Raw genomic sequence first — 23,393 nt, 5'->3', positions numbered from 1 at the left:
CCATGCCATTTTCCGCTGCCGAGCGGAAAAGCGTATCAATTCAACGAATTGATTTTAAAGGGTTTTTTCGGATGTCGGATTGTTGACAGGCGGGGACGGGGACGGGCAACCGTGACACCCTGCCGGCTTCTTGACGCAGGGGCACGCGACCGGGGCCGGCCGCTATCGGCCGGCTGTCAGAAGGGCCTCGAGCTCGCGCGTCACGAGGGCCTCCTCGCGGACGGCGCGGTGCGCCTCCTCGAGCGTCACCCGCTGGAACCGCACGCGGTTGCCGGGGACGGCCTGGGCGATGTTCGGGATGTCGGGGGAGATGACCGTGGCGATCTTCGTGTATCCCCCCGTCGTCTGCTCCACGAGCAGGATGATGGGCTGGCCGTCGGCCGGCAGCTGCACGTTTCCCGGCACAGTGGGCTCCGAGATGATGCTCTGCGGGAACCCCTCGCCGTGGTGGACGGGCGGGCCCTGGAGCCGGTACCCCATGCGGTCCGCCTCGGGCGTGATCTCGTAGGGGGCGCTGAAGAAAACGTCGAGCCCGCTGCCGAAAGCCTCCTCCTGGGGGCCGGGGATGGCCCGCAGCACGATCTCGGGGCGATAGACGGGGATGCGCCCCGGCGGGAGCGCCCGGGGCTGAGGGAGGGTCTCCCCCTCGAATCGCCGGAGGATGTCGCCCTTGCGGAGCATCCGGCCCTCGACGCCCCCGATGCCAGCCTTCAGGCAGGTGGACCGGCTGCCCATGATGACGGGCACGTCGATGCCGCCGGTGACGGCCAGGTAGGCCCGGCAGCCGCTTCTCGCCTGGCCGATCCGGACGAGGTCCCCCTTGCGCACGCGCACGGTTTGCCACATCGGGGCGGCCTGCCGGTTCACCGTCAGCTCCATGTCGGCCCCCGCCAGGGCGATGTCGGCCGAATCGCAGAGAACTTCCAGCGACGGGCCCATCACGGTGATCTCGAGCACCGCGGCTCCCCCGGGGCTGCCCGCGAGAAGGTTGGCCATGCGGTACGCGAAGGGGTCCAGGGCGCCCGATGGGGGGACCCCGCGGTCGATGAAGCCGAAGCGGCCGCGGTCCTGGACCGTCGTGAGGGAGCCCGGGGACAGCACGCGGAAGGCGTCCATCAGGCACCCTCCCTTGCCCGGATGCGCTCGTACTGGGCAGCCGTGATCGGCACGAATCGGATGCGGTCCCCCGGATCGTACAGGAAGGGGTTCTCCCGTTCGGGTGCAAAGAGGCGAAGGGGCGTGCGGCCGATGATCTGCCAGCCGCCGGGGCTGTCGACGGGGTACATGCCCGTCTGGGCCTCGGCGATGCCCACGGAGCCGCCGGGCAGAAGGGTCCGGGGCGTCTTGCGCCGCGGCGTGTGGATCCGCCTGTCGAGGCCCCCCAGGTAGCAGAAGCCCGGCGTGAAGCCGATCATGTAGATGGGATAGACCTTCCCCGCGTGGATGGCGATGACCTCGTCGACGCTCAGCCCGTTGTGTTCCGCCACGACGCCGATGTCCGGGCCGTGCTCCCCGCCGTACAGGACGGGGATCTCCACGACGCGGGGCCTTGGGATCTCGATCTCGCCGAGCCGCGCCTCCAGCCCCAGCAGGTGCGCGAGGATCCGATCGGGGGATGTGACCAGGGGGTCATAGAGGATCGACAGGTTTCGGTACGCCGGGATCACGCCCTCGACGCCCTCGGGGAGTCCCCGCTTGAGCAGCGCCGTCATGGCCCGCACCTTCTCGTTGACGGCGGGATCGATCGCATCGCCGTACTCGACGAGGATGGCACGATCGCCGCTCAGGCGGATTTGCGGTTTGTCGTAGAGGTGAGACAAAGGAGGATTCTCCTTTGACTGCTTGCAGCGTTCCTACTTGATAAATGTTCCCATGGGGACGACGGAGATCCCCTCCGCTTCGATGGCCGTGCGGATGCTCTTCACCAGCTCCACCGCCGAGGGGTTGTCGCCGTGGACGCAGATCGTGTCGATCCGCATCTCGAGGATGCTGCCGTCGGTGGTGACGATTTTCCCTTCCTTCGCCATGCGGAGGGCCCGTTCGGAGGCCGTTTTGGGGTCCTTGATGACGGCCCCCGGTAGGCTCCGCGGCGCGAGTCTCCCCTCGGGCGTGTAGGCCCGGTCGGGGAAGGCCTCGAAGGCGACCCGGATGCCCGCCTCCTGTGCGATCTTCGTCACGAGGGGGGCCTGGGCCCCGCCGAGGGCGAGGTAGATGACGCTTCGGTCCACACCGGCGATGGCCTCCACGATGGCGCGGATCATCGCCTCGTTTCCGACGCTCATGTTGTAGAGGCTGCCGTGGGGCTTGACGTGCTGCAGCGCGACCCCGTGCATCGCGCAGAAGGCCTTCATGGCCCCGATCTGGTAGGCCACATAGTCGCGGACCTCCTCGGGCGTGCAGTCCAGGTTGCGCCGCCCGAAGCCCACGAGGTCCGGGTAGCCCGGGTGGGCACCCACGCCCACGCCGTGGTCCCTCGCGAGCCTCACCGTTTCGTACATGACCCGGGGGTCCCCGGCGTGAAAGCCGCAGGCGATGTTGGCCGAGGTGACGTGCCTGATCACCTCGCCGTCCATCCCCATCGACCAGGCGCCGAAGCTCTCCCCCATGTCGCAGTTGAGATCGATCTTCCTCATCGGCTCTCTCCTCTCACTTCATCTTGCCGGGCAGGTACAGGGCGATCCCGGGGAACACCGTCAGCAGCACCGTCGCCAGCAGCATGAGCAGGAAGAACGGGAAGGCCGCCCTGGCGATGGTGAACAGGTCGTCGTTGTTGAGGCTGCTGATGACGAAGAGGTTGAAGCCCACCGGGGGCGTGACCTGTGCCAGCTCGATCATGACCACGAGGTAGATGCCGAACCACACGAGGTCGAACCCGGCCGCCTCGATCAGGGGAAGGACGAGCGGCGCCGTCATGACGATCATGGAAAAGCCGTCGATGAGGCACCCGAGGAGCAGGTAGAGGACCGTCAGGATGGCGATGAGCATGTAGGGCGACAGCTGGAGGGAGACCACGGCCTGCGTGAGGGCCCGCGTGATGCCCAGGAACCCCATGACGTTCGACAGGTAGGAGGCGCCCATGACGATGAGCATGATCATGCAGCTGGTCTTCACGGAGTTGATGAGGCTCACCCGGAAGACGTCCCAGGTCAGGCTGCGGGTCAGGGCCGCGAAGAAGAAGGCCCCCACGACCCCCACGGCGCCCGCCTCCGTGGGCGTGGCCCACCCCGTGTAGATGCTCCCCAGCACCAGCAGCACCAGGATGACCACGGGGGCGATCGCGGGGACGGCCCGCATGCGGTCCGCCCAGGTGAACCGGTCATCGCCCCTGGGGGTCAGCGACGGGTTGATCAGGCACCGGATCAGGATGTAGCCGCTGAAGAGGCCCGCGAGCATGAAGCCGGGGAGGAAGCCCGCGATGAAGAGCTTGCCGATGCTCACGTCGCCGATGATGCCGTAGACGAGCATCATCATGCTCGGCGGGATCATGAAACCCAGGGTCCCCGCGCCGGCCAGCGACCCGATGGACAGGGCGTGGTCATAGTTGCGCTTCTGCAGCTCGGGCACGGTGATCTTGCCCACCGTGGCCGTGGTGGCCGCCGAGGATCCGCTCACGGCGGCGAAGAAGGTGCAGGCCAGGATGTTGACGTGGATGAGCCTGCCGGGAATGGCGTCCATCCAGGGCGCCAGGCCCCGGAAGAGGTCCGCCGAGATGCGGCTGCGGAAGAGGATCTCCCCCATCCAGATGAAGAAGGGCAGCGCCATCATGGCCGAACCGCTCGTCTGGTTCCAGGCGACGTTGGCGATGATCGAGCCGAAGGCCACGTCGCTGTAAAAGAAAAAGCCGCCGATCCCCACGAGGAACAGGGCGATGCCGATCCAGACGGATCCGCCCAGGAAGAGAATCAGCAGGCCGCAGATCGTGGCCGATACGGGTCCCAGGTCGAGGTTCATCGAATGTCACTCCGTGCCGCGGTCGAACTACCGGCCGAGGTCATCGGCCTCCTCGAGGATGCGAAGGCCTTCCGTGTCGCCCCGCAGCACGGCAAGTCCCTTCAGGAACTCCGCCGCAAACTGCAGGGTCAGCAGCAATGAGCCGACGGGCATGAAGAACTGCGGTATGGCCAGGTAGGTCTCGGAGACCTGCATGGACTGCGACTCGTTGACCACGGAGTCCCAGAAGAACTCCCAGGTGAAGAGCGTCAGCCCCGCGCAGAAGAGGAAACCCACCGTGTAGCAGGCCATGTTGTAGATGACATGGGCCCTTCCCTTGATGACATGGGGCAGAAACATCATCCGGATGTGGCCCCGCTCACGGAGCGTGTAGGCCAGCCCCATGAAGGTGAGCATGGCCATCAGGTAGCCCGTGTACTCGTCGGTGATGTAGAGGGTCCTGTCGAGAAGGCTCCGGTAGAGGATCTCGGCCACGGAAATGACCAGCGCCGCGGTCATGAAGACCCCCGCCGTCCACCCTCCGATGCCGGAAAGCCCGTCGATGAGGTTGATCAGCTTTTTCATGTCCCGTCCCCGCGCCTGCCCCCGTTACGATGACGAAGGACCCCGGAAGCGAACCCCGGGGTCCCCGTCGTCCGTCTCTTCGGCAGCGGCGGCCTACCGCTTCACCTTCTTCATGTAGTCGGCGTAGATCTTCTTGCCCTCGGCCGGGGCGTCCTTCAGCCAGTCGGCGCGGATCTTCTCCGTGATCTTTTCGAGGTCGGAGATGAGCTTCGCCGAGGGCTTCACGGTCTCGATGCCGTTCTTGTTGCTGATGGCCTCCTGCTCCTTGTCGATCTGCGGCACCTTCTGCCACATGGAGGCCTCCATCTCCCTGCCGGCCTTCACGAGGGCGTCCTGCTGGGCCTTGGGGAGCTTGCGGAAGGCGGCCAGGTTGACGGTGACCATGTTCGTGGCGATGGTGATGTTGAAGGGCTGGTAGTACTTCAGCACCTCCCAGAACTTGGCGTCCACGGCGGTGGGGGAGGAGGTCATGACCGAGTCGATGACGCCCGTCTGCAGCGAGGTGTACACCTCGCTGAAGGGCAGCGCCAGCGGGGTCGCCCCGACGGCCTCCATCACGAGGGCGCCGTTCTTGTCATAGGTGCGGGTCTTGAGGCCCTTCATCTCCTCGAGGGTGGTGATCTTCTTCTTCGTCCAGAGACCGGCTCCCGGCCAGGGCGCGATGTAGAGGATCTTCTGTTTCCACTTGCCCTCCGCCGTCTTGTCGAAGGTGGGCCGCGCGATGTCGATCAGGGTCTTGAGCTCCCCGAAGTCCCGGCACAGGAAGGGCAGCGTCACGATCTGGAAAACCTTCTCGTCGCCCGCCACGCCGCTGATGAGCATGTCGGAGACGGGCAGGAGGCCGTCCCGGACGACCTTCAGCAGCTCGGGACCCTTGTAGCCCAGGGCGCCGCCCGTGCTCACCACGAGTTCGAGTTCGCCGTTGGTGGCCTTTTTCACCTTTTCGGCGAATTCCACGAGCCCCACGCTGTGGTGGTTCTTCGGAGGCCAGACCGAGTTTGCGTTCCAGGTGGTCTTCGCGAGGCAGGGCGTTGCCAGAAACGCCGCCGCGACGACCATGACGATCATGAGCGTCCAGGTCTTTTTCATACGTCGCCTCTCCTTCTTTGAATTCGATGATTGCCCGGAGTGGGCGGTAAGCGTCGAAACGGCGATGATTATAAAAGGTTGCCTTGGTCAACGCAAGCGCAAACTCGAACAAAAATCCCAATTGATATCGACGGGTTGGAAGCCCGGCGCCTCGACCCGAACGGGTGGCCGGGTTACGGTTTTGTCACGAAGCGCCGCCGCCCGCTTCCGCGAGCGGTCCCTCATGGACCAATCGAATCTTCCGATATACGGATGAGGAACATGGGGATATCCCGCGGTGTGAAGCGAAGATGAAAAAGCTGCTCGTGGCCGCCGGCATGCTGCCGGTGCTTGCCGTCATCGGGGCCGTCGCCCTCGCCCTGTGGCTCGACGGATGGATCACGAGGGCCGTGAACGCCTACGGCCCCGAGATCACGGGGACGGAGGTCCGCGCCGACGACGTGCGCGTGTCCTTCCTCTCCGGCCGGGCGACGATCACGAACTTCACTCTCGGCAACCCGAAGGGCTTTCGTTCGCCCCGGGCGCTGACGGCGGCCTCCGTCTCGGTGAGCCTGGAGCTGCCCTCCCTGATATCCGACACCCTCGTGATCCGGCGGCTCGAGATCGTCGGGCCCGACGTCACCTACGAGAAGCGCGCCGGCACGGACAACTTCAAGACCATCGCGAGACATGCCGGGCGCAAGGCGAAAGAGGCGGGGCTGGTCTCCGGGGAGACCGGCGGGAAGCGGCCGGGGAGGAAACTGCTGATCCGGGAGTTCATCGTCAGGGGCGGCCGCGTCACCCTCCACACGCCCGACCTGCCCTCGGGGGCGGCAAGCGCGGCGATCCCGGATATGCGCCTCCGCAACGTCGGCGGGGACGGGGCGGAGCCCTCGGCGGTGTTCGGCAGGATCCTCGCCGCCCTTCATGAGCGGCTGACGATGCCCATCGTGGCGGACTCGCTCAACCGCAGCCTCCTGGAGGCCCGCAAGGCGGCCGAAAAGGGCACCCGCTCCCTCGCGGACAGGATCCGGGACGTCTTCAGATAACCCCTTCCGCCGTCGGCCGCCTTTTGCAAAGGGGCACGGAAACCCTCGTCATCCGGCAGGCCGTCAGGTCAATCCATGTGGGAGCCGCCGTTGATGTCGATCTCCTCACCGGTGATGTAGGCGGCTTCCCCGGACGCCAGGAAAACGACGGCCGCGGCGACCTCCTCCGGCGTTCCCAGTCTCTGGACGGGGATGTCCCGGGACATCTCCTTCTGCCGCTCGGGGGATTCGAGGCCTCCGCGGATGTCCGTGGCAATCAGCCCGGGAGCCACGGAGTTGACGGTGATCCCGTGGGCGGCAACCTCCCGGGCCAGCGCCTTGGCGAACCCGAGAATGCCCGCCTTGGCCGCAGAGTAGTGCGCCCCGCCGAAGACCCCTCCGCCCCTCTTGGCCGAAACGGAGCTCATGTTCACGATGCGGCCGTACCCCTGCCTGACCATGACGGGGAGAACGGCCTTGGAGCAGAGGAAGGTCCCTTTCAGGTTGACGGCCATGATGCGGTCCCAGTCCGCCTCCGTCATGTCCATCACCTTGATCGGCTGTGTGATCCCCGCGTTGTTCACCAGGATGTCGATCCGGCTGAAGCGTTCGAGCGCCTGACGAACCATTTCGGCGACATCCTCCTGCCGGGTCACGTCGACCCGGACGGCGACGGCATTGCGCTTCAAGGCCCGGATTTCCCCGGCCACGGTTTCCGCGCCGGGGAGGTCCAGATCCGCAACCACCACGTCGGCGCCTTTTTCGGCAAGTGCCAGGGCGATCGAACGCCCGATCCCTCTCGGCGACCCTGCACCCGTGACGATGGCAACCCTCCGTTCAAAAGACATGTCTTCGCGTGCTCCTTTTGTCTTCAAGTCGTTCTCTGCCAAATGGACTCTGTTTCTCAACCCCTGCCCGCCTCAGTAAAGGGTCAGCGCCGGGATGTACGTGATCGCCAGCAGCAGAAGCAGCGCCGCGAAGAAGAACGGCCAGAGCTCCCGCGTCGTTTCGTCGAGCGAGCACTTGGCGATGGACGTGGCGATGAAGAGCGTGGTCCCCACGGGCGGCGTGTAGATCCCGATCCCCAGGTTGATGACCATGATCAGCCCGAGCTGGACGGGGTCCAGGCCGAGGGATGCCCCCAGCGGCACGAAGATGGGCCCGAACAGGAGCAGGGCCGGCGGCAGGTCGAGGGGCATGCCGACAACGAGCAGCACCACGTTCATCGCCAGCAGGATGAGCCAGGGGTTCTGGATCGTCGCGGACACCCAGGCGACGAATCGTGCCGGCACCTCGTCGAACGTGAGAAGCCAGCCGCAGGCCGCGCTGCCCATGATCACCAGCATCACGATGCCCGTCGCGATCCCGGCTTCGACCATCGCCTCCTTGAAGCGGGCCCAGTCGAGGTCCTTGTACAGCAGGACGCTCAGCAGGATGGAGTAGACGACGGCGAGCACGGCCACCTCGGTCGGCGTGGCGACACCGAACCGCAGAAAGACGAGGATCCAGACCGGCATGGCGAGCGCGGGGAAGGACCGGACGGCGAGCCGGAGCAGCTCCTTGCCCCCGATCGCGGACCCCGTCTTCCGGTACCCCCGGCGCCTGGAGATCCACCAGCACAGGAAGATGAAGCTTCCCGCCATGAGCAGGCCCGGGAGAACACCGGCCATGAAGAGGTCGGCCACGCTCACGCCGCTGATCAGGGAGTAGAGAATCATCGGGATCGACGGCGGGATCAGGATGTCGATGACGGACGACGTGGCCAAGTTGGCCGCGCAAAGGCCGGCAGGGTAGCCGGACTTCTTCTGCCACGGGATGAGGACCGGGCCGAGAGCCGACGAGTTGGCCACGGCGCTGCCGGAAACCCCGCCGAACACGGTCGAGGCCACCACGGTGGTCGATAGCTCGCCCCCCGTGAAGCGTTTCATGAACTCGGAGGCGAAGGTCAGGAGCTCCTTTCCAAGGCGTCCGCCCATCATGAGGCTTCCCGCCAGCATGAAGAACGGCAGGGCCAGCATCGGGAACGACTGGGTCTGCTGAAACAGCTGCTGGGCCACGATCATGAGCGGCAGGGTCCCGTCCCACAGGACCGCCACGGCCGCCGCGATGACCATCCCATGCCCCACCGGGACGGCGAGCAGCATGAGCACGACAAACGCAAGCGTCAGGACGAAACTCATGGTCAGGTCTCTTTGTAGGTGAGCGTGAAGCGCCTTTCGGGCCCGATCAATGCGACGCGCACCGAGGAGCATGCCGCAGCGAGCGCCAGAAGCAGACAGCCCAGCGCCACGGCGAGGTACCCCTGGCTGGTCGGGATCTTGAGCACCGGGCTGACCTGCACCCACGTGTTCTCCGCCAGCAGCAGCGACTGCCAGCAGAGGGTCAGGTAGGATGCAATCACGACCGCGTTGACGAGATGCAAAAGCCAGACACGACCGCGGGGCCCGAGCCGGTCGTAGAGCCAGTCGACCCCCAGATGGCCGCCGGCCTGCGCGGCCAGAGCGATCCCTGCGACGATGAACCATGGAAACAGGAGCTCCGGGAGCTCCTGCGCGGCATCGATCCCGCCGCTCGCCAGCACGTAGCGCGCCACGACGTTGCCGGTGAGGAGAACCGTCAGCGCGATCCCCGTCACCAGGACGATGAAACGGCACAGCCGCGTGATGCAACGATCCATGCCGTCCGCTGCGGCCAGCGCGATGCGCCGGCCGTCGGACCCCTTGACGGGCGGGCCCCCGCCGTGATCACCGGTCATAAGCCGATCACTTCTTCTTCGCCGCGGCCACCAGCTCCGTCACAAAGGGGCCGAAGGGTTTCGCCTTCCACTTCTCGACCACGCCGGCCGTCGCCGCCTGGAACGCCTCCCGGTTTGCCTGGTTGACGGCGATGTTCGGGTTCGCCTTGAACTCGGCAAGCAGCTTCCTGTCCGTTTCGGCCATCAGCCGTCGCTGGAGGACCCCCGCCTCTTTCGCCGCCGCCTTGACGATCTCGAGCTCGGCCGGCTTGAGCTTCTTCACCGCGACCTGCGACATCAGGAACGGGGTGCACTCCCACTTGTGGCCCGAGAGGGAGATGTACCGGTTCACCTCGTAGAGCTTGTTGCTGGCGATGTTCGCAAGGGGGTTCTCCTGGCCGTCGACGACGCCCTGCTGGAGGGCAACGTACAGCTCGCCGAACGCGATCTGCTGGGTGGCCGCACCGAGGGCCTGGAAGATATCCACGGTCATCGGGTCCGCCGGGGTGCGGATCTTGAGCCCCTTGAGGTCGGCCGGCATGTTGATGGGCCGCTTCGAGTTCGTGATGTGACGGATCCCGTTGTCCCACCAGTCCAGGACCAGGATTCCCACCTCGGCAAACCGCTTGTTCAACTTCTCGCCGACGGGCCCGCTGAGCACCCTGTAGGCGGCCTCGGCGTCGGAAAACAGGAAGGGCAGGCCCAGGGCGGCCACTTCCGGGACGAGGCTGGCGGCCGGGCCCTGGCTGTTCGCCGTCAGGTCGAGCGCGCCGATCCGCAGGGACGTCAGCATGGCCACGTCGCTCCCGAGCTGCTCGGCGCCCGCGATCTTGATGGTGACGCTGCCCTTCGTGCGTTCCGCAACCATCTTCGCGAACGCCTCCGCAGCAATGGTGCGCGGATTCCCCGGCGATGCCCCGTGGCCGAGCGTCAGCGTCACGGCAAACGCATGGCCGGAAAAAGCGGTCAGGATCACGGCGGCGCACAGCAGGACCGCCCATGTCGGAAGCTTGTGGAGCGTGAGGTGCAAGGGTTTTCTCATGGTGTCTCCTCCTTTTGTTGGACGTATTTGACGCCAGGCGGCATTGCACCGATGGTGCATCACCTTACTGGAAAAAAACCTGCCTGGCAACCCATTCAAGGGTGAAGGGGCCCATCCCCCCGTCGCGGCCGCCTCCCGCCGGGCAGCGGGGGCCGGCGTCGCGGGTTTCCGGGTGTTGGGGAACCCGTTTCAGAACACCTGCCAGCCGCTGTAGTTTCTCGCCATCTCGATGATGCGGCTGTAGACCTTCACGAGGGGCTTCCACTCCTCGGGGACGGCGTAGCCCAGGCTCATGGGAAAGGTCGCCTCCCCCGCGGCGCCGGCCAGCGTGAGCTCGCGGACGAGTGTCTCGCCGCCCTTCTGCGGCTTGCGGTCGGCCATCGGCGTCACCGAGTCGGGCAGCGCGCCGAAGAGCGGTTTGCCCTCCCCGACGGGGACCTTGAATTTCTTCCGCTGGCCCCCCCAGGCGAGGGAGAGCTCGAACTCGTCCTCCTCGAACAGGGGCAGGTTGGAGCGGGTGAGCCGGATCTCCGCCACGGGGCCCAGCTCCTTGAGGCGCACGCGGATCTCCGATGCCTCCAGCGCCTTGAGATCGATCTTGGCGGCGGGCTGTTTTCGACGGGCCATGTCCAATCACCCCCACGGGAAACGAATGGTCGCGAAAACCGGGAAAGCGCAGGATCGGTATCTCTTCCCTATCACAGCCCGGCGAAGAAATGAAGGGCTCACCGCGCACCCGCCGCACCGCGGTGGACGCGCGGAAGGCGAAAAACCCCGCAGCGGGCTGCGGGGCCCGCGCGGGCAGCCGTCTCGATGCCCCCCGAAGCGCCGGGCCCGGCCGGGATGAGGGACGTTCCCACGGCACGGGCACGGATCACCCGCGGGGATCTTCGCGGGGAACGGGCCGGGGTCGTGCGCAAGGCGCGCCCCCTCACCTCTGCGCGGGGGCGTTGGGCGCGGATGACGTGACGAGGATGTTCGTGTCCAGGGGCTCCGAGACGTTGATTTGCGCAAGCGGGTAGGGATGACGCACGGAGAGCGCCGCGAGTTTCGCCGCCGGCACGGCGAACCCCGTCCGGTTGTCCTTCTGGTCGCCCGCCCAGATGACCGCGACCACCTCGCCCCGCGAGTTCAGCACGGGGCTGCCGCTCGCCCCGTAGGTCAGGGGCGACGCGAGCCGGATCCCGATCCAGGGCGCGATCGGGACGGGCGACACGGTGCCCTCGGCGACGGCGTCGGTGAAGACCTTGTGGCGGCTCACGACGATGACCCGGTCGCCGGGGTCGGCGGCGGCCGGATTCACGGGCAGGCCCGGCGCCTCCTCCGGCGGGATGCCCGTCGCGAGCAGAATGAGGTCGTGGGCCGGGTCCTCCGCCACGATGCCGTGCACGGGGTAGCGCTGGCCGTTCTGCGTGACGATCTCGGCACTCTCCACCCCCCGCAGCACGTGGTGGTTGGTCGCGACGATGCCTCCGCTGCCGTAGAAGAACCCCGTCCCGTACCCCTTGCCCGGGCAGCTGACGAGCACGACGGAGGGGGCCGCCCGCCGGTAGAGATCCTGGTCGCTGAGCGCGTACACCGCGGGCTGCCGGGGGGTGGTCATCTTCACGACCACCCGCTGGGCGGCGTTTTTGACCCGCTTGGCGAACTGATACTCCCGGCTCCCGCTGAGGTACTCGCGTAGGGCCGAGAAGTGGTAGCTCGCGAAGCCGCTCGTGATCACGCCCAGGACGAGCACGATCGACAGCACGACGCGGCGCCTGAGCAGCTTCCGGAGCCTCCGGTAGAACAGGATCGTCAGCAGGATCGTGATGTAGAACGGCCCGCGGATGACGATAGAGGGCTTCTGCGACACCTCGATGGCCTGCCGCAGGAGGAGATAATCGCTGTAGGCAAAGGCGAAGGACACGCAGGCCAGGACGGCACCCAGGAAGAACAGGGACCTCCGGCTGAAGGACTCCCGGAGCCTGCGGTAGAACAGCACGGCGAGCAGGAGCGCAACGAGAAAAACCGACGCGACGACGATCATCCGGGTCCCCATCCAAGGCCGTGATCCGCGGGGCCCCTGTCCGGGGGGCGGCCCCGCATAGACACTATCGGCTCGTTTTGGGGAAAATTGAGGGAAATATGAGGGGTTGGCAGACCCCCGCCGCAGGGCATCCATCGGCTTCCCGCCGCCCCGGCAACCGCCGGGGCTTGCCCGTTGCTAGATCCGGCCCCTCAGCGAGGCCGCCTGGCGCAGGTATTCCTGGGCGATGTCGGGCCGGCCCCTGCGGTGCATGATGCCGCCCATCTGCTCGAGGCAGACGACCATGCCCTGCGTGTCCCCGATGCCCCGGAAGATCTGCAGGGCCTTCTCGTACTGGCTGAAGGCCAGCTCGTAGCGGTCGAAGCTCAGGTTGTGCCGCGCCTTGTCCAGCAGGTCGGTCGCTTCCCCGATCTGCTGCTCGCGCCACTTCCGGCGCTCCTCCTGGATGCGGGCCTGCTGCTCCAGGGCCCTCTGCCGCTCCTGCTCCAGCCTGCGCTGCGCATCCCCCGGCTGCGGCGCCGGTTCCACCGTCAGGGACTGCCCGGCGTAGAGGACGGGGAGGTTTGCCACGGGAAGCGGGGCGGAAGGGGTCAGGCCCGCGAGGATCTCCCCGGGCACGGCGATCCCGATGTGGGAGGCCTGGCGGTGGACACGCGTCGCGATGCCGACGACGTCCCCCCTCATGTTCACCACGGGGCTCCCGCTCGAGCCCGGCGAGATGGGCGCCGAGATCTGGATCAGGCGTTTGCCTCCCGGCACCGGGCGGATCGCGGAGACGAGCCCGTCGGTGATGGTCTGGGCCAGCTGGGGGTGATAGGGCGTGCCGATCACGACGATCTTCTCCCCCACCCTGGGCAGCGAGGCGGTCATCCGCAGGGTGGGGAGGCTGTCGACGGGCACGACGGCCGACAGGATGACGACGTCATTGGCCGCATCCGAGGCCGCGACGCCCCGGATGTCCATCGTCGCGCCGCTCTTGGTCTTGATCCGCAGGGACGAAGCCCCCTCGACGACGTGGTAGTTGGTCGCGACCATCCCCCAGGGCTCGATGAAGAACCCCGTCCCGTGCCCCCGCACCTGACCGGATTCGCCCAGGTTGTAGACCACGACGACGGAAGGGCTGACCCGCTCGTAGATCTCCTGCACGCTCAGGAGGCCCTCGCCCGCCGGGGCCTCCCTCGCCGGCCCGGCAGGGAGGGAATCGCCCGGGACGACGACGGTCTGCAGGGGCGCCTCGGCCGCCGGGAGTCTCGCCGGTTTCGCCGGCGCTGCCGCGGTGCGCTGCATGCCCTTGCCGCCGTCCATGAAGCCCAGCCATGCCGCCGCGCCCGACATCCCCAGGATGATCGCCAGCAGGACGGCCATGCCGCCGGTCTGCAGCGCGTCCCGAAGCCGGTTGAAGAAGAGGACGACGAAGAAAAGCAGGACCAGGACGAGGCCGATGAGGATCTTCAGCATCTTCTGCGCTCCCTGTCCGACGGCGGGCTGGCGCCGCATCGGCATACCCGTCCGCCCCGGAAAAGAATCCACTGTTACTTGTCGGACGATTTTCGATTTAGTTGAGGACTCGCCGCGCCACGGCCCCGGGGGCCCCGTCGGGGGGATGAACACGGGCATCGTGGGACGATCGGCCCGACGGGAGGGAAACAGGACGACGGTCGAGAAGAGCCCCGGCCAGGGGGTCCCGAGGGCGGGACACCGTGCCGAGCCGGACGGGTGAGGCGGGCAGGAGAGACTGACGGACGCGGGCAGGCAAAAAAGGACGAGTCCGGGCGGTTACGCACGGGCGCGGGTCAACCCGGCGAAGCACTGCGGGCGCAGGGGCGGGGGTGCAGGCCTCACTTGAATTCGCCCTTCTCGTCGAAGGGGATCCGCATGGCGGGGGAGCCCGAGTGCACGGAGCCCCTGAGACGGTACGTGAACCCCGAGGCGTAGCCGCCCTTGCCGGCCTCCGAGAGCTGCCGCAGGATGCTCGTGAGCCCCGTGTAGGCCTCCACCTGGACGACTTTCGTGCTGAGGCGCTCGATCGTCACCCTCTGGTTGGAGACCCCCCGGGCGAAGGGCTGCCCGTTGATCTCGAGCTCGAAGGACAGGCCGTTGACGTCCAGATCGGTGTCCGTGGGGTTCTGGATGCGCAGCTCCATGAGGAACGTCTGCTCCAGGAGCCGCATCTCCTTGGGCGTGATGTTCACGATGTCGACGCGCGGCTTCTCCCCCATCCAGAACAGGGAGGCGCAGCCGGAAACCAGGACCGCCGGAATGATCAGCCAGGCCGCAACGGCGCTCTTTCTCATCTCTTTGCCCTCCGGGTCATCCCTCATGCGCTCACAGGGTAGCAGAATTCGGACGGGAATGGAACCGCGGACCGCGGGGCCGCCTCAGCCTCCCGGCGGGGAGCCGCCCGCCGCCCGGCGGGCCGCTGCGGCGCCGCGCTGCGCCCCGTCCAGCAGGCAGCCCTCGACGCACCGGTCGCTGCAGGCACCGTCGCAGGGCTCGACATGGATCGTGACGCTCGCACCCGGGAAGCGTTCCCGGATCTCCCGGGTCAGCTCCTGCGTGATGCGGTGGGAGGCCTCGACGGTCATCGCGGGGTCCACCTTGACGTGGAACTCGACGAAGCGGAAATGCCCGGACTTGCGGGTCCGCAGCTGGTGGAACCCCTTCACGGCCGGCCCGTACTCCCGGATCAGGCGCTCCACCCAGGCGACCTCGTCGCCGGGCAGCCGCACGTCCAGCAGGTCGCGAGCGGAGCGCCTCGTCAGGTCCCACGCCGCCTTGACGATGAGCACGGCCACGGCGAGGGCCGCCGCGGGGTCCACCCAGTTGAGGTCCACGCCGGGTGCGACGTGCGACGCGGCCCAGATGGCGCCCAGGCCCGCCATGACCCCGGCCGACGTGTACACGTCGGTGCGGAGGTGCCACCCGTCGGCGATGAGGGCCACCGAATCGGTCTCCCGGCCCACCCGGAACAGCATCCGCGAGACGGCGGTGTTGACCGCGGCCGACAGGAGCATGACGGCCGCGCCCCAGGCGGCCATGTCGAGGGGCTCGGGACGGATGATCTTCCCCACGGCCTCGTAGACGATCCACCCTGCGGCCAAAAAGATCAGGAGGGCCTCGACGGTGCCCGACATGTTCTCGACCTTGCCGTGCCCCCAGGGGTGCTCCCGGTCGGCGGGGATGGCGGAGGTGCGCACGGAATACCAGGCAATGCCCGAGGCGACGAGATCGACGGCGGAGTGAATCGCCTCGGACAGGACGGAAACGGCGCCGATCGCGAGGCCCACGGCGAGCTTCAGCGCGACGAGCGTCGCGTTGGAGAAGACCGACAGCAGCGCAACCCTTTTTTTTCGTCTCTCCGGGTCCATGGGAAGGCGCCCCTCACCGTGCCGGACCGATCATACACGACGGACGGGGCCCTGGGAAGCGAATTTCCCGCTCTTGCGCCTTGCTTTTTCAGGGCCTCTCCCGTATGGTTCGAGACAATTCCGCTTCCCGGGGCGCAGACGGACATGGACAGCCTAACGCCCGGCCTGCTGGGCACGCTACCCCTGGTCCTGCTGTTCGCGGGCCTGACCGTGACGAGGGTCAAGTCGCACTTCGTGACGCTTGCAGGGCTCGCCCTCACGGCCGGCCTCGCCCTGTCCGTCTGGGAGATGGTTCCTGCAAAGCTCGGCGCCTCGGCCCTCGAGGGCGGCGTCATCGCCCTCGTGCCGATTGTCTGGGTCATCCTCGCCGCCGTGTTCACCTATTTCGCCGGTGTCGAGTCGGGCGCCATGGAAACCGTGCGGGAGACCCTGGTGACGCTCTCCCCCGACCGCAACGTGCAGGCCGTCATCATCGCATACTGCTTCGGCGGCTTTCTGGAGGGCGTGGCCGGGTTCGGAACGGCCGTCACGATTCCCACGGCCGTGCTCATCACGATGGGGTTCGAACCGATCAGGGCCGCCGTGATCGCCCTGGTGGCCAACTCGGTCCCCGTCGCCTTCGGCGCTCTCGGGATCCCCGTCATCGTGCTCGCCCAGATCACGGGGCTCGACCTTCCCCTGCTGACCCGGTTCGTGGCCCTGCAGCTCCTTCCCTTCAGCATCCTCGTGCCCCTCGTCCTCGCGCTGATCGGCAACGGGGGGGCCCGGGGGCTCGGCCCCTCGCTGCCCGAAGTCTTCTTCCTGGGGATCGTCTTCGGGGCCGTCCAGACCGCCACGGCCTTCTGGCTCGGGCCCGAGCTCGTCGCCGTGACGGGGTCGCTGGGATCGCTGGCGGCCTACATCGCCTGGAAATCAGCCGCCGGGGCCTGGCGGCTCACGGGGGACCGCGCAAGGCTGCTGACGGCCCTCTCCGCGTACATCGTCCTTCTGGCCCTGGTCGTCGCGACCCGGGTGCTTCCGCTGGATTTCCTGAAGCACCCCCCCTTCACGATCCTGCTGCCCCTGGGCGCAAGCCCCGTCCGGATCGACTGGGTCACGACACCGGGCACGCTTCTCTTCGTGTCGGCCGTCGCAGGGTCGCTCCTGCAGGGGCTGACGCCCGCCCGGATCGCCCGGGTCTTCGTCCAGTGCCTCGACCGGATCAAGTGGAGCGCCTGGACCATCGTCAACATCGTCGCCCTGGCGAAGATCATGGGCGCCTCGGGCATGGTGGCCTCCACGGCGTCGATGCTCGCAGCCCTGTCGGGCAAGGCGTATCCGCTCATCGCCCCCGGGCTCGGGGCCATCGGCACGTTTGTCACCGGCAGCGACACGGCCTCCAACATCCTGCTGGGCGAACTGCAGCGGGAGACGGCGAAGCGAATCGGCGCCGATGTCCACTGGATCGCCGCCTCGAACACCTCGGGCGCCACGGCGGGAAAGATGATCTCGCCGCAGAGCATCTCCGTCGCGGCGGCGACGGTCGGCCTGCAGTCCGAGGAGCGCGCCATCGTCCGCACGACGCTCCTGTACTGCGCGGCATACTCGGCGGTGATGGGCCTCCTGGTCTTCGCGGTGAACCTCCTGCTGACACGATGATGGACAACGAAAAGAAAATCCTCCTGTTCCCCGTGGCGTCGCACTTCCTCTTCCATTTCTACGAGATCGCCTTCCCCGCGCTCGCCATCCCGCTGACCCTCTCCCTGGGCATGGAGCTCAAGGACGTGCTGGCCCTCGGGTTCCCGATGTATCTCCTCTTCGGCCTCGGCGCCCTGCCCTGGGGCGTTTTCGCCGATCACACGAGCAACCGGCTGGCCCTCATCATCGGGTTCTTCGGCTGCGCCGCGGGGTCCTTCCTCACGGCCCTCTCCACGACCCCGTCGGGGATCCTGTGGTCACTGGCCGTCATCGGCGCCTTCTGCTGCATCAGCCACCCCGCGGGCATGGGTCTCATCTCCCGCGGGATGAAGAACCGGGGCACGGGCCTGGGCCTCTTCAGCGTGGCCGGGACCATTGGTCTTATCGTGGGCCCCTTCCTGGCGGGTCTCATGAACTGGCTGGCGGGCTGGAAGGTCGCCTACGCCGTGATGGGCGCCGTGAGCCTCGCGTGCGGGTCAGCGCTGCTGCTGACCCGGCTCGACGAGACGCCCGTCGCGCACGAGAGCGACGCGGCGGCCGGCAGGGCGAACAACGGCGCCTTCCCCGCGGGAATCGTCATCCTCTTCTTCTGGATCGTCCTGCTCGGCGGGCTCGTCTACCGGATCAACATCGTGGCCCTGCCCGCGCACCTGGAGTTCGAGGCGGGGTTTTTGGCCAGGGCCCTGCACGACCTGCTCGACATCCCCGTCGTCGCCGCCACGTCGACCATGGCCGCGGCGACCCTCACGTCCGCCATCTACGTCGCGGGGATCTTCGGCCAGCTCTGGGGCGGCCGGGTGGCCGACCGCCACGAGCTCAGAAGGCTCTACATCGTCTTCAATGCGGCCATTTTGCCCCTGGCGCTGCTCATGGCACTGCTCACGGAGCAGTTCCTCGTCGCCGCGGCTGCGGCCTACGTGTTTTTCGCCCTGGGGATCCAGCCCGTCGAGAACAGCCTGATTGCCGCCTTCACGCCGCCCCGGTGGCGCAGCACGGGGTACGGCCTGGCGGCGATCCTCATCTTCGGCGTGGGTGCGCTGGCGGTCTACCTCGTCGGCTGGGTGTCGACCCGCTGGTCTCTGGGCGCCGTCTACTTCTTCTCGAGCGCCCTGCTGGTGCTGATCGTGGGCAGCGCCGCCCTGCTGTTCCATGCCACGCGCGGGCGGGACTTGCTCAACAGGCCGAAAGCCTGAAGACGGGAATCACCGGTTTCTGTGCGGGGGAAACGGCTCAAGGGCTTGCGGCGGCGAGCCTCACGCGCTTGCCGCCGATCTCCAGGGTGGTCTTGGAGTAGGTGTACTTGCTGATGATCCTGCCGCCGGAGAAGTGCATGACATCGACGCCGCGCCTGCGCTCGGGCCTGCCCTCGAAGCCCTTCTCGGCCGAAGGCCAATCGAGCGTCCACCGGAACAGGACCTTCTCGGCCTTCTCGTCGACGAACAGGTCCTCCGTGGTGAAGCGGAAGCCGCCGTGATTCGCAAACCAGGGCGCCCAGGCTTCCCGGAGGGCCGCCTTGCCCTTCACGCGCCCGCCGGTCCAGTTCTCGAACTCCACATCGTCGTGCAGCAGTTCCATGACGCGGTCGAGATCGTGGTCGTTCCACGCCTCGTTCCAGCGGGTCAGGACCTCTATCGTCCTTTCACGGTTCAGCATGTGTCACCCTTCGGCAGGGAGCAGGCAGCTCAAGGCGGCAGGGCGCATCCGGCAGGAAAGGTCATCAACCGGGGGGCCTTTCGCCGCTCGCCTCTAGCCCGCCTACTTCAGAATGATCTTCGGGTCCGCGAGCTTGTTCTCCGGGACGATGATGCGGGACTGCTCCTGGCGCTGTGCCTCCTTGATCTCCTCGGCCAGCTTCGTCAGGAACTGGTCCATGACCTCGGGGAACTTCTCGGCGGCCTCCTGGAGGTTCTTGGCGTCGATGGGGAACTGCACCGGCAGGGGCCCCTGGGGTGACATGATGTTGGTCTGCCCCACGAAGAGGAACTTCCGCGTCTTGTCGATCTCCCCGTTGGGCTTGACGGGCGTGAGCTGGCGCAGGGCCGCCGTGCGCATGTCCGTGTACATCTCTTCCCTGTAGAGGTTTTGCAGGTTCACCTTGACCTTTCGCTGTGGCGTGTCGTCCATGTCCGTTCGCTCTCCTTCAGTCGGGGTCCGTGCGCCGGACGCCGTTTCGCTCCCATAGCACATTCCCCGCCGCGGGACAATCCTTCGTTTTCCCGGGGCCGGCAGAGGGCAGGAGTGGCCGGTTGCACCTTCGGTCACCGGACGGTCAGTCGTCGATGATGGCCACGGGTCTGCACCACCCGGCGCTGGCCCCCTTCACCTTGACGGGGAAGCAGCAGACCGTGAACCCGTGGGGCCGGCCGATGGCGGCGAGGTTGGCCATCTTCTCCATGTGGCAATACCCGATCTCGATCCCGGCGAAGTGGGCCTCCCAGATGACCCGCGCGTCGCCGGTCCGCCTGAACTCCGCGGCGAGGAAGGGCAGAGGCCTGTCCCAGCTCCAGGCATCGATGCCGACGACCCTGACGCCCCTCTCCAGCAGCCAAAGGGTGCTTTCGCGGTCCATGCCCGGCCCCTTCACGAGGTACTCCGGGGTGCCCCAGGCCGCGTCCGCACCCGTCTGGATGAGAACGATGTCGAGGGGCTTGATCTCGTAGCGGATCTTCGCGAGGGCCGCCCGGACGTCCGCCGCGGTGATGCGCTCGCCGTCCGCCTTGTGCCGGAAGTCCAGGACGACCCCGTCCCCCATGCACCACTCCAGGGGGACCTCGTCGATCGTGGCGGCGCGTTTGCCGCCGTCCATGGTGGGATGGTAGTGCCACGGGGCGTCGAGGTGGGTGCCGCTGTGGGTCGTCAGATGGACGAATTCGAGCGACCAGCCCAGCCCGCCGGGCAGCTGCTCCTTCGTCACGCCGCCGAAGAAGTCCTTCATCTGTTCGGCGCCCTGCCCGTGGGTGACGTAGTCGATCCTCGGGACCATGAAGGCAGGGTCGCAGGGAAGTCCCGACTCGATCGCAATGCTGAGGTCGATAAACCGCCTTCGGTTCACGATGCCACCCCCCCCCGCCGTTGCCCGGCGGCCCCGCTTCCCCGCGCCGCCCGATGAGGCGCTGCCGGTCTGCGCAATGGCCGCCGCGGCGGCGAAAAAGACCGCTTGACAAGCAGGGCCCAGAATGTGTTTAAATGAATTACGAATTCATGCCAACCAATCGACGCTCACTGCCTGACCCGGACCTGAACCTCCCCATTCCTGTTTCGCTGATCGGTTGTACGCAAGTTCCGTAGAGGGTTCCCGTTTCCGTCGCCCCCTCTTCACCACCCAACATCCCCCGGGGATGCGCGCGGCCCGGGGGGATGGTCCCATATAAGGAGGGCTTCCGCCGAGGGGTTTTGCGGCAGCCCTCCTCCTTTTTGATCCCGGCCGGCTGCTCGGGACAATAGATCCCTGCCGGCGCGCAAGGGCCCTTCTCACGGCCCCGGCGTCCGGGCTGTGGCCCGCGCTTCCGCTCACGTTGCCTTTCGCAGGATGCTCATCATGGCCTCGCCGTAGCGCTCGCCGGCGGCGACTCCCCTCGGGGCGATCGTCTCGAGGTGCAGCCGGTCTTCCTCCGTGAGGGTCACCTCGAGGGCCGCCACGTTCTCCTCCAGCCACCTTCGGCGCTTCGTCCCCGGGATGGGGATGATGTCCTCGCCCCGGGAAAGCACCCAGGCGAGGGCCAGCTGCGCCGGCGTGCAGCCCTTGCCGTTGGCCATCTGCCGGATCCGGTCCGCCAGGGCCAGGTTCTTCCGGAAGTTCTCCTCCTGGAACCGGGGGTTGGTGCGCCGGAAATCGTCGGCGGACAGCGCCTCGGGCCCCGGGATCGTCCCTGTCAGAAAACCCCGCCCCAGGGGGCTGTAGGCCACAAACCCGATCCCGAGCTCCCGGCAGACCGGCAGGGACCCGACCTCGTGGTCCCTCGTCCAGAGGGAATACTCGCTCTGGAGGGCCGTGATGGGATGCACCGCGTGGGCCCTGCGGATCGTCTCCGGGCCTGCCTCGGAGAGCCCGAGGAAGCGGACCTTGCCCTCCTGCACGAGCCGGGACATGGCCCCGACGGTCTCCTCGATGGGCACCTCCGGGTCCACCCGGTGCTGGTAGTACAGGTCGATGACGTCGACGCCGAGGCGCTTCAGGCTCGCCTCGCAGGCCGAACGGACGTACTCGGGCCTGCCGCAGACGCCCCGGTAGGCCGGGTCGGCGCTTCGCAGGATGCCGAACTTCGTGGCCAGGAACACCTCCTGCCTGCGGCCCCGGATGGCCCGTCCGACGAGTTCCTCGTTCGTGTGAGGCCCGTAGACATCCGCCGTGTCGAGCAGGTTGACCCCGAGGTCGAGGGCCCGGTGAATCACGGCGACGGATTCCGCCTCGTCGCGCGGCCCGTAGAATTCCGACATCCCCATGCAGCCCAGCCCCATGGCGGACACCGCGGGCCCGCCCTTTCCCAGGCGCCTTGTCTTCATGTCGCGACTCCTCCCCGTTCTCAGCCCAGCCTGACGGCCGTGCCGCTCACGCTGACCATGAGCATGCCGTTCTTCTCGCCGAGGACCTCGTAGTCGATGTCCACGCCGACGACGGCGTTGGCCCCGCGGGCCGCGGCGGCCTCCTCGAGTTCCCGGAGGGCGATCTCGCGGGCCCGCCGCAGCTCTTTCTCGTAGGCGCCCGAGCGGCCCCCCACGACGTCGCGCACCCCCGCAAAGAGGTCCCGGACGATGTTGGCCCCGAGGACGGCCTCGCCGGTGACAATGCCGAGATACTCCCGGATGGGCCTGCCCTCGACGCCTGGCGTGGTGGTCACGATCATGGTCTGCCTCCGCGGTTGGAATTCCAGGGAGAGAGTCCCACAAAACGCGCCGCCGATCAACCCCGGGGTTTTTCCGGTTCGCGCTTGTATACCGCCGTCGAACCGGGTATAACCGACCTGCCATCCCATCGAAAAGGAGACCGCCATGCAGACCCGTGCACTGTGGATCGCCCTTGCCTGCGCCGCCCTGATTGCCGCGCTCCTGCCCTCCGTGGCCTTTGCCCAGCCGGCTGACGCCGGCCGGACATCCGTCTCGCTGTCGGTCACGCCGGTCTACCAGTTCGAGTCCGACTTCGACCGCGGCGGACGCTTCAGCGTCCAGCGCTACGGGTTCAGCGTCGACACCTCGACGCCCCTCACGAACACGCTCCGCGCGGGCATCAGCGTGGGCTACGATTTCGAGAAATTCGACTTCTCCGGCACGACGGCCTTCGCGGGACCGGAGCCCTGGAGCGACATCCACCGGTTCTCCGTCGGCCTCCCCGTCCATTGGCGCACGAGCGAGAGCTGGTCTGTCTTCGTATCGCCCCAGATCGAGTGGTACGGCGAGTCCGGCGTGGACGACTGGGCGGATGCGCTGGGATACGGCGCCGTGTTCGCCGTGTCCTACCGCTTCGGCCCCGGACTCACCGTGGGCGTCGGGGCGGGCGTCTTCTACCGCGGCGAGGAGACCCGGGGCTTCCCCTACCTCGCCGTCGACTGGAGGATCACGGACAATCTCAGGCTGACGAACCCCTTCCGCACGAGCCCGTCCGGGCCTGCGGGTCTCGAGCTTGCGTGGCGCCTGGCCGACCAATGGGAAGTCGCCGCCGGGGGCGCCTACCGCTCGTTCCGTTTCCGCCTCGACTCGAGCGGTGTGGCGCCGAACGGGATCGGCGAGCTGGACCAGACGGTGGGATACGCACGTCTGACGTACCGGATGGGAAAAGACCTCAAGCTGGATCTCTACGGGGGCGCGGCCTTCAACGGGCAGATGAAGATCGCGGACCGCAACGGCAACGAACTGGGCTCCGACGACTTCGAAACGGCGCCGATCCTGGCCCTCTCCCTGACGTGGACATTCTGACACGCCGGGACCGCCCGGGGCA

At 67.4% G+C, this 23,393-nt stretch carries 24 protein-coding genes; 4 read left to right on the top strand and 20 right to left on the bottom strand.

The features are described from left to right. Nucleotides 1-162: 162 nt before the first annotated feature. From HPY67_07655 to HPY67_07630, 6 genes are all read right to left on the bottom strand, one after another. Nucleotides 163-1,116, bottom strand: coding sequence for a biotin-dependent carboxyltransferase family protein (locus HPY67_07655; protein ID NPV04591.1), 954 nt, complete (start codon nt 1,114-1,116; stop codon nt 163-165). Further along, nucleotides 1,116-1,820, bottom strand: a complete 705-nt coding sequence (gene pxpB / locus HPY67_07650; protein NPV04590.1) for a 5-oxoprolinase subunit PxpB — start codon at nt 1,818-1,820, stop codon at nt 1,116-1,118. The genes HPY67_07655 and pxpB overlap by 1 nt, the downstream gene beginning before the upstream one ends. A gap of 33 nt (nt 1,821-1,853) precedes the next feature. Further along, nucleotides 1,854-2,633 carry a 5-oxoprolinase subunit PxpA gene (locus tag HPY67_07645; GenBank protein NPV04589.1) on the bottom strand — a complete coding sequence of 260 codons (780 nt, stop codon included), beginning with the start codon at nt 2,631-2,633 and terminating at the stop codon, nt 1,854-1,856. Nucleotides 2,634-2,646: 13 nt separating this feature from the next. Continuing rightward, nucleotides 2,647-3,951 (bottom strand): TRAP transporter large permease subunit, encoded by a 1,305-nt coding sequence (locus tag HPY67_07640; protein NPV04588.1) that lies wholly within the window; start codon nt 3,949-3,951, stop codon nt 2,647-2,649. A 27-nt stretch (nt 3,952-3,978) separates the two neighbouring features. Beyond that, nucleotides 3,979-4,515 carry a TRAP transporter small permease gene (locus HPY67_07635; GenBank protein ID NPV04587.1) on the bottom strand — a complete coding sequence of 179 codons (537 nt, stop codon included), beginning with the start codon at nt 4,513-4,515 and terminating at the stop codon, nt 3,979-3,981. 93 nt (nt 4,516-4,608) lie between these two features. Then, nucleotides 4,609-5,604: a TRAP transporter substrate-binding protein gene (locus HPY67_07630; GenBank protein ID NPV04586.1), complete on the bottom strand. Its 996-nt coding sequence runs from the start codon at nt 5,602-5,604 to the stop codon at nt 4,609-4,611. A gap of 290 nt (nt 5,605-5,894) precedes the next feature. Here HPY67_07630 and HPY67_07625 point away from each other — a divergent pair, with 290 nt between their 5' ends. Beyond that, nucleotides 5,895-6,632, top strand: coding sequence for a hypothetical protein (locus HPY67_07625; GenBank protein ID NPV04585.1), 738 nt, complete (start codon nt 5,895-5,897; stop codon nt 6,630-6,632). Between the two features lie 68 nt (nt 6,633-6,700). Here the strand turns inward: HPY67_07625 and HPY67_07620 are convergent, their stop codons facing one another. The 9 genes from HPY67_07620 to HPY67_07580 form a co-directional block, all read right to left on the bottom strand. Then, the gene (locus HPY67_07620; protein NPV04584.1) at nt 6,701-7,459 is read right to left on the bottom strand and encodes an SDR family oxidoreductase; all 759 of its coding nucleotides are present in this window, start codon (nt 7,457-7,459) and stop codon (nt 6,701-6,703) included. 72 nt (nt 7,460-7,531) lie between these two features. After that, nucleotides 7,532-8,791 (bottom strand): TRAP transporter large permease subunit, encoded by a 1,260-nt coding sequence (locus HPY67_07615; GenBank protein ID NPV04583.1) that lies wholly within the window; start codon nt 8,789-8,791, stop codon nt 7,532-7,534. Nucleotides 8,792-8,793: 2 nt separating this feature from the next. Next, a complete protein-coding gene (locus HPY67_07610) occupies nt 8,794-9,366 on the bottom strand; it encodes a TRAP transporter small permease (protein ID NPV04582.1) in 573 nt (190 codons plus the stop codon). A 7-nt stretch (nt 9,367-9,373) separates the two neighbouring features. After that, nucleotides 9,374-10,375 (bottom strand): TRAP transporter substrate-binding protein, encoded by a 1,002-nt coding sequence (locus HPY67_07605; GenBank protein ID NPV04581.1) that lies wholly within the window; start codon nt 10,373-10,375, stop codon nt 9,374-9,376. 201 nt (nt 10,376-10,576) lie between these two features. Next, the gene (locus HPY67_07600; GenBank protein ID NPV04580.1) at nt 10,577-11,014 is read right to left on the bottom strand and encodes a hypothetical protein; all 438 of its coding nucleotides are present in this window, start codon (nt 11,012-11,014) and stop codon (nt 10,577-10,579) included. Nucleotides 11,015-11,318: 304 nt separating this feature from the next. Further along, on the bottom strand, nt 11,319-12,428 hold the full coding sequence (locus HPY67_07595; GenBank protein ID NPV04579.1) for a trypsin-like peptidase domain-containing protein: 1,110 nt from the start codon (nt 12,426-12,428) through the stop codon (nt 11,319-11,321). Between the two features lie 165 nt (nt 12,429-12,593). Next, complete coding sequence (locus HPY67_07590) at nt 12,594-13,874, bottom strand: hypothetical protein (GenBank protein ID NPV04578.1); 1,281 nt, start codon at nt 13,872-13,874, stop codon at nt 12,594-12,596. Between the two features lie 380 nt (nt 13,875-14,254). Then, nucleotides 14,255-14,710, bottom strand: coding sequence for an LEA type 2 family protein (locus tag HPY67_07585; protein ID NPV04577.1), 456 nt, complete (start codon nt 14,708-14,710; stop codon nt 14,255-14,257). Nucleotides 14,711-14,794: 84 nt separating this feature from the next. Beyond that, complete coding sequence (locus HPY67_07580; protein ID NPV04576.1) at nt 14,795-15,784, bottom strand: cation transporter; 990 nt, start codon at nt 15,782-15,784, stop codon at nt 14,795-14,797. A gap of 144 nt (nt 15,785-15,928) precedes the next feature. Between HPY67_07580 and HPY67_07575 the strand changes: the two genes are divergently transcribed. Further along, the gene (locus HPY67_07575; protein NPV04575.1) at nt 15,929-17,422 is read left to right on the top strand and encodes an L-lactate permease; all 1,494 of its coding nucleotides are present in this window, start codon (nt 15,929-15,931) and stop codon (nt 17,420-17,422) included. Next, nucleotides 17,419-18,654: an MFS transporter gene (locus HPY67_07570; protein ID NPV04574.1), complete on the top strand. Its 1,236-nt coding sequence runs from the start codon at nt 17,419-17,421 to the stop codon at nt 18,652-18,654. Before HPY67_07575 ends, HPY67_07570 begins: the two co-directional genes overlap by 4 nt. Nucleotides 18,655-18,691: 37 nt before the next feature. On the opposite strand, the gene HPY67_07565 is transcribed toward HPY67_07570, so the two are convergent. The 5 genes from HPY67_07565 to HPY67_07545 all read right to left on the bottom strand — a co-directional run bounded on the left by HPY67_07565 (nt 18,692) and on the right by HPY67_07545 (nt 22,305). Continuing rightward, nucleotides 18,692-19,114, bottom strand: coding sequence for a nuclear transport factor 2 family protein (locus HPY67_07565; protein ID NPV04573.1), 423 nt, complete (start codon nt 19,112-19,114; stop codon nt 18,692-18,694). A 102-nt stretch (nt 19,115-19,216) separates the two neighbouring features. After that, nucleotides 19,217-19,585, bottom strand: coding sequence for a hypothetical protein (locus HPY67_07560; GenBank protein ID NPV04572.1), 369 nt, complete (start codon nt 19,583-19,585; stop codon nt 19,217-19,219). Nucleotides 19,586-19,730: 145 nt separating this feature from the next. Further along, a complete protein-coding gene (locus HPY67_07555; protein NPV04571.1) occupies nt 19,731-20,513 on the bottom strand; it encodes a cyclase family protein in 783 nt (260 codons plus the stop codon). Nucleotides 20,514-20,971: 458 nt separating this feature from the next. Then, a complete protein-coding gene (locus HPY67_07550; protein NPV04570.1) occupies nt 20,972-21,964 on the bottom strand; it encodes an aldo/keto reductase in 993 nt (330 codons plus the stop codon). 20 nt (nt 21,965-21,984) lie between these two features. Continuing rightward, nucleotides 21,985-22,305, bottom strand: coding sequence for a heavy metal-binding domain-containing protein (locus HPY67_07545; protein NPV04569.1), 321 nt, complete (start codon nt 22,303-22,305; stop codon nt 21,985-21,987). A 145-nt stretch (nt 22,306-22,450) separates the two neighbouring features. On the opposite strand from HPY67_07545, the gene HPY67_07540 reads away from it, so the two are divergent. Then, nucleotides 22,451-23,371 carry a hypothetical protein gene (locus HPY67_07540; GenBank protein ID NPV04568.1) on the top strand — a complete coding sequence of 307 codons (921 nt, stop codon included), beginning with the start codon at nt 22,451-22,453 and terminating at the stop codon, nt 23,369-23,371. Nucleotides 23,372-23,393: the final 22 nt, after the last annotated feature.

The organism is Syntrophaceae bacterium (assembly GCA_013177795.1).
Lineage (GTDB): Bacteria > Desulfobacterota > Syntrophia > Syntrophales > UBA2192 > UBA2192.
Note: the sequence above shows the minus strand (reverse complement) of the source record. Positions and strands in the feature narration are given on the sequence as shown.

Coding starts and splice junctions, on each gene's coding strand:
- HPY67_07580 (NPV04576.1), bottom strand. CDS start 15,784: ATGGACCCGGAGAGACGAAAAAAAAGGGTTGCGCTGCTGTCGGTCTTC.
- HPY67_07575 (NPV04575.1), top strand. CDS start 15,929: ATGGACAGCCTAACGCCCGGCCTGCTGGGCACGCTACCCCTGGTCCTG.
- HPY67_07540 (NPV04568.1), top strand. CDS start 22,451: ATGCAGACCCGTGCACTGTGGATCGCCCTTGCCTGCGCCGCCCTGATT.
- HPY67_07645 (NPV04589.1), bottom strand. CDS start 2,633: ATGAGGAAGATCGATCTCAACTGCGACATGGGGGAGAGCTTCGGCGCC.
- HPY67_07600 (NPV04580.1), bottom strand. CDS start 11,014: ATGGCCCGTCGAAAACAGCCCGCCGCCAAGATCGATCTCAAGGCGCTG.
- HPY67_07630 (NPV04586.1), bottom strand. CDS start 5,604: ATGAAAAAGACCTGGACGCTCATGATCGTCATGGTCGTCGCGGCGGCG.
- HPY67_07655 (NPV04591.1), bottom strand. CDS start 1,116: ATGGACGCCTTCCGCGTGCTGTCCCCGGGCTCCCTCACGACGGTCCAG.
- HPY67_07640 (NPV04588.1), bottom strand. CDS start 3,951: ATGAACCTCGACCTGGGACCCGTATCGGCCACGATCTGCGGCCTGCTG.
- HPY67_07625 (NPV04585.1), top strand. CDS start 5,895: ATGAAAAAGCTGCTCGTGGCCGCCGGCATGCTGCCGGTGCTTGCCGTC.
- HPY67_07595 (NPV04579.1), bottom strand. CDS start 12,428: ATGGGGACCCGGATGATCGTCGTCGCGTCGGTTTTTCTCGTTGCGCTC.
- HPY67_07615 (NPV04583.1), bottom strand. CDS start 8,791: ATGAGTTTCGTCCTGACGCTTGCGTTTGTCGTGCTCATGCTGCTCGCC.
- HPY67_07545 (NPV04569.1), bottom strand. CDS start 22,305: ATGATCGTGACCACCACGCCAGGCGTCGAGGGCAGGCCCATCCGGGAG.
- HPY67_07570 (NPV04574.1), top strand. CDS start 17,419: ATGATGGACAACGAAAAGAAAATCCTCCTGTTCCCCGTGGCGTCGCAC.
- HPY67_07585 (NPV04577.1), bottom strand. CDS start 14,710: ATGAGAAAGAGCGCCGTTGCGGCCTGGCTGATCATTCCGGCGGTCCTG.
- HPY67_07590 (NPV04578.1), bottom strand. CDS start 13,874: ATGCTGAAGATCCTCATCGGCCTCGTCCTGGTCCTGCTTTTCTTCGTC.
- HPY67_07610 (NPV04582.1), bottom strand. CDS start 9,366: ATGACCGGTGATCACGGCGGGGGCCCGCCCGTCAAGGGGTCCGACGGC.
- HPY67_07620 (NPV04584.1), bottom strand. CDS start 7,459: ATGTCTTTTGAACGGAGGGTTGCCATCGTCACGGGTGCAGGGTCGCCG.
- HPY67_07635 (NPV04587.1), bottom strand. CDS start 4,515: ATGAAAAAGCTGATCAACCTCATCGACGGGCTTTCCGGCATCGGAGGG.
- HPY67_07565 (NPV04573.1), bottom strand. CDS start 19,114: ATGCTGAACCGTGAAAGGACGATAGAGGTCCTGACCCGCTGGAACGAG.
- HPY67_07560 (NPV04572.1), bottom strand. CDS start 19,585: ATGGACGACACGCCACAGCGAAAGGTCAAGGTGAACCTGCAAAACCTC.
- HPY67_07550 (NPV04570.1), bottom strand. CDS start 21,964: ATGAAGACAAGGCGCCTGGGAAAGGGCGGGCCCGCGGTGTCCGCCATG.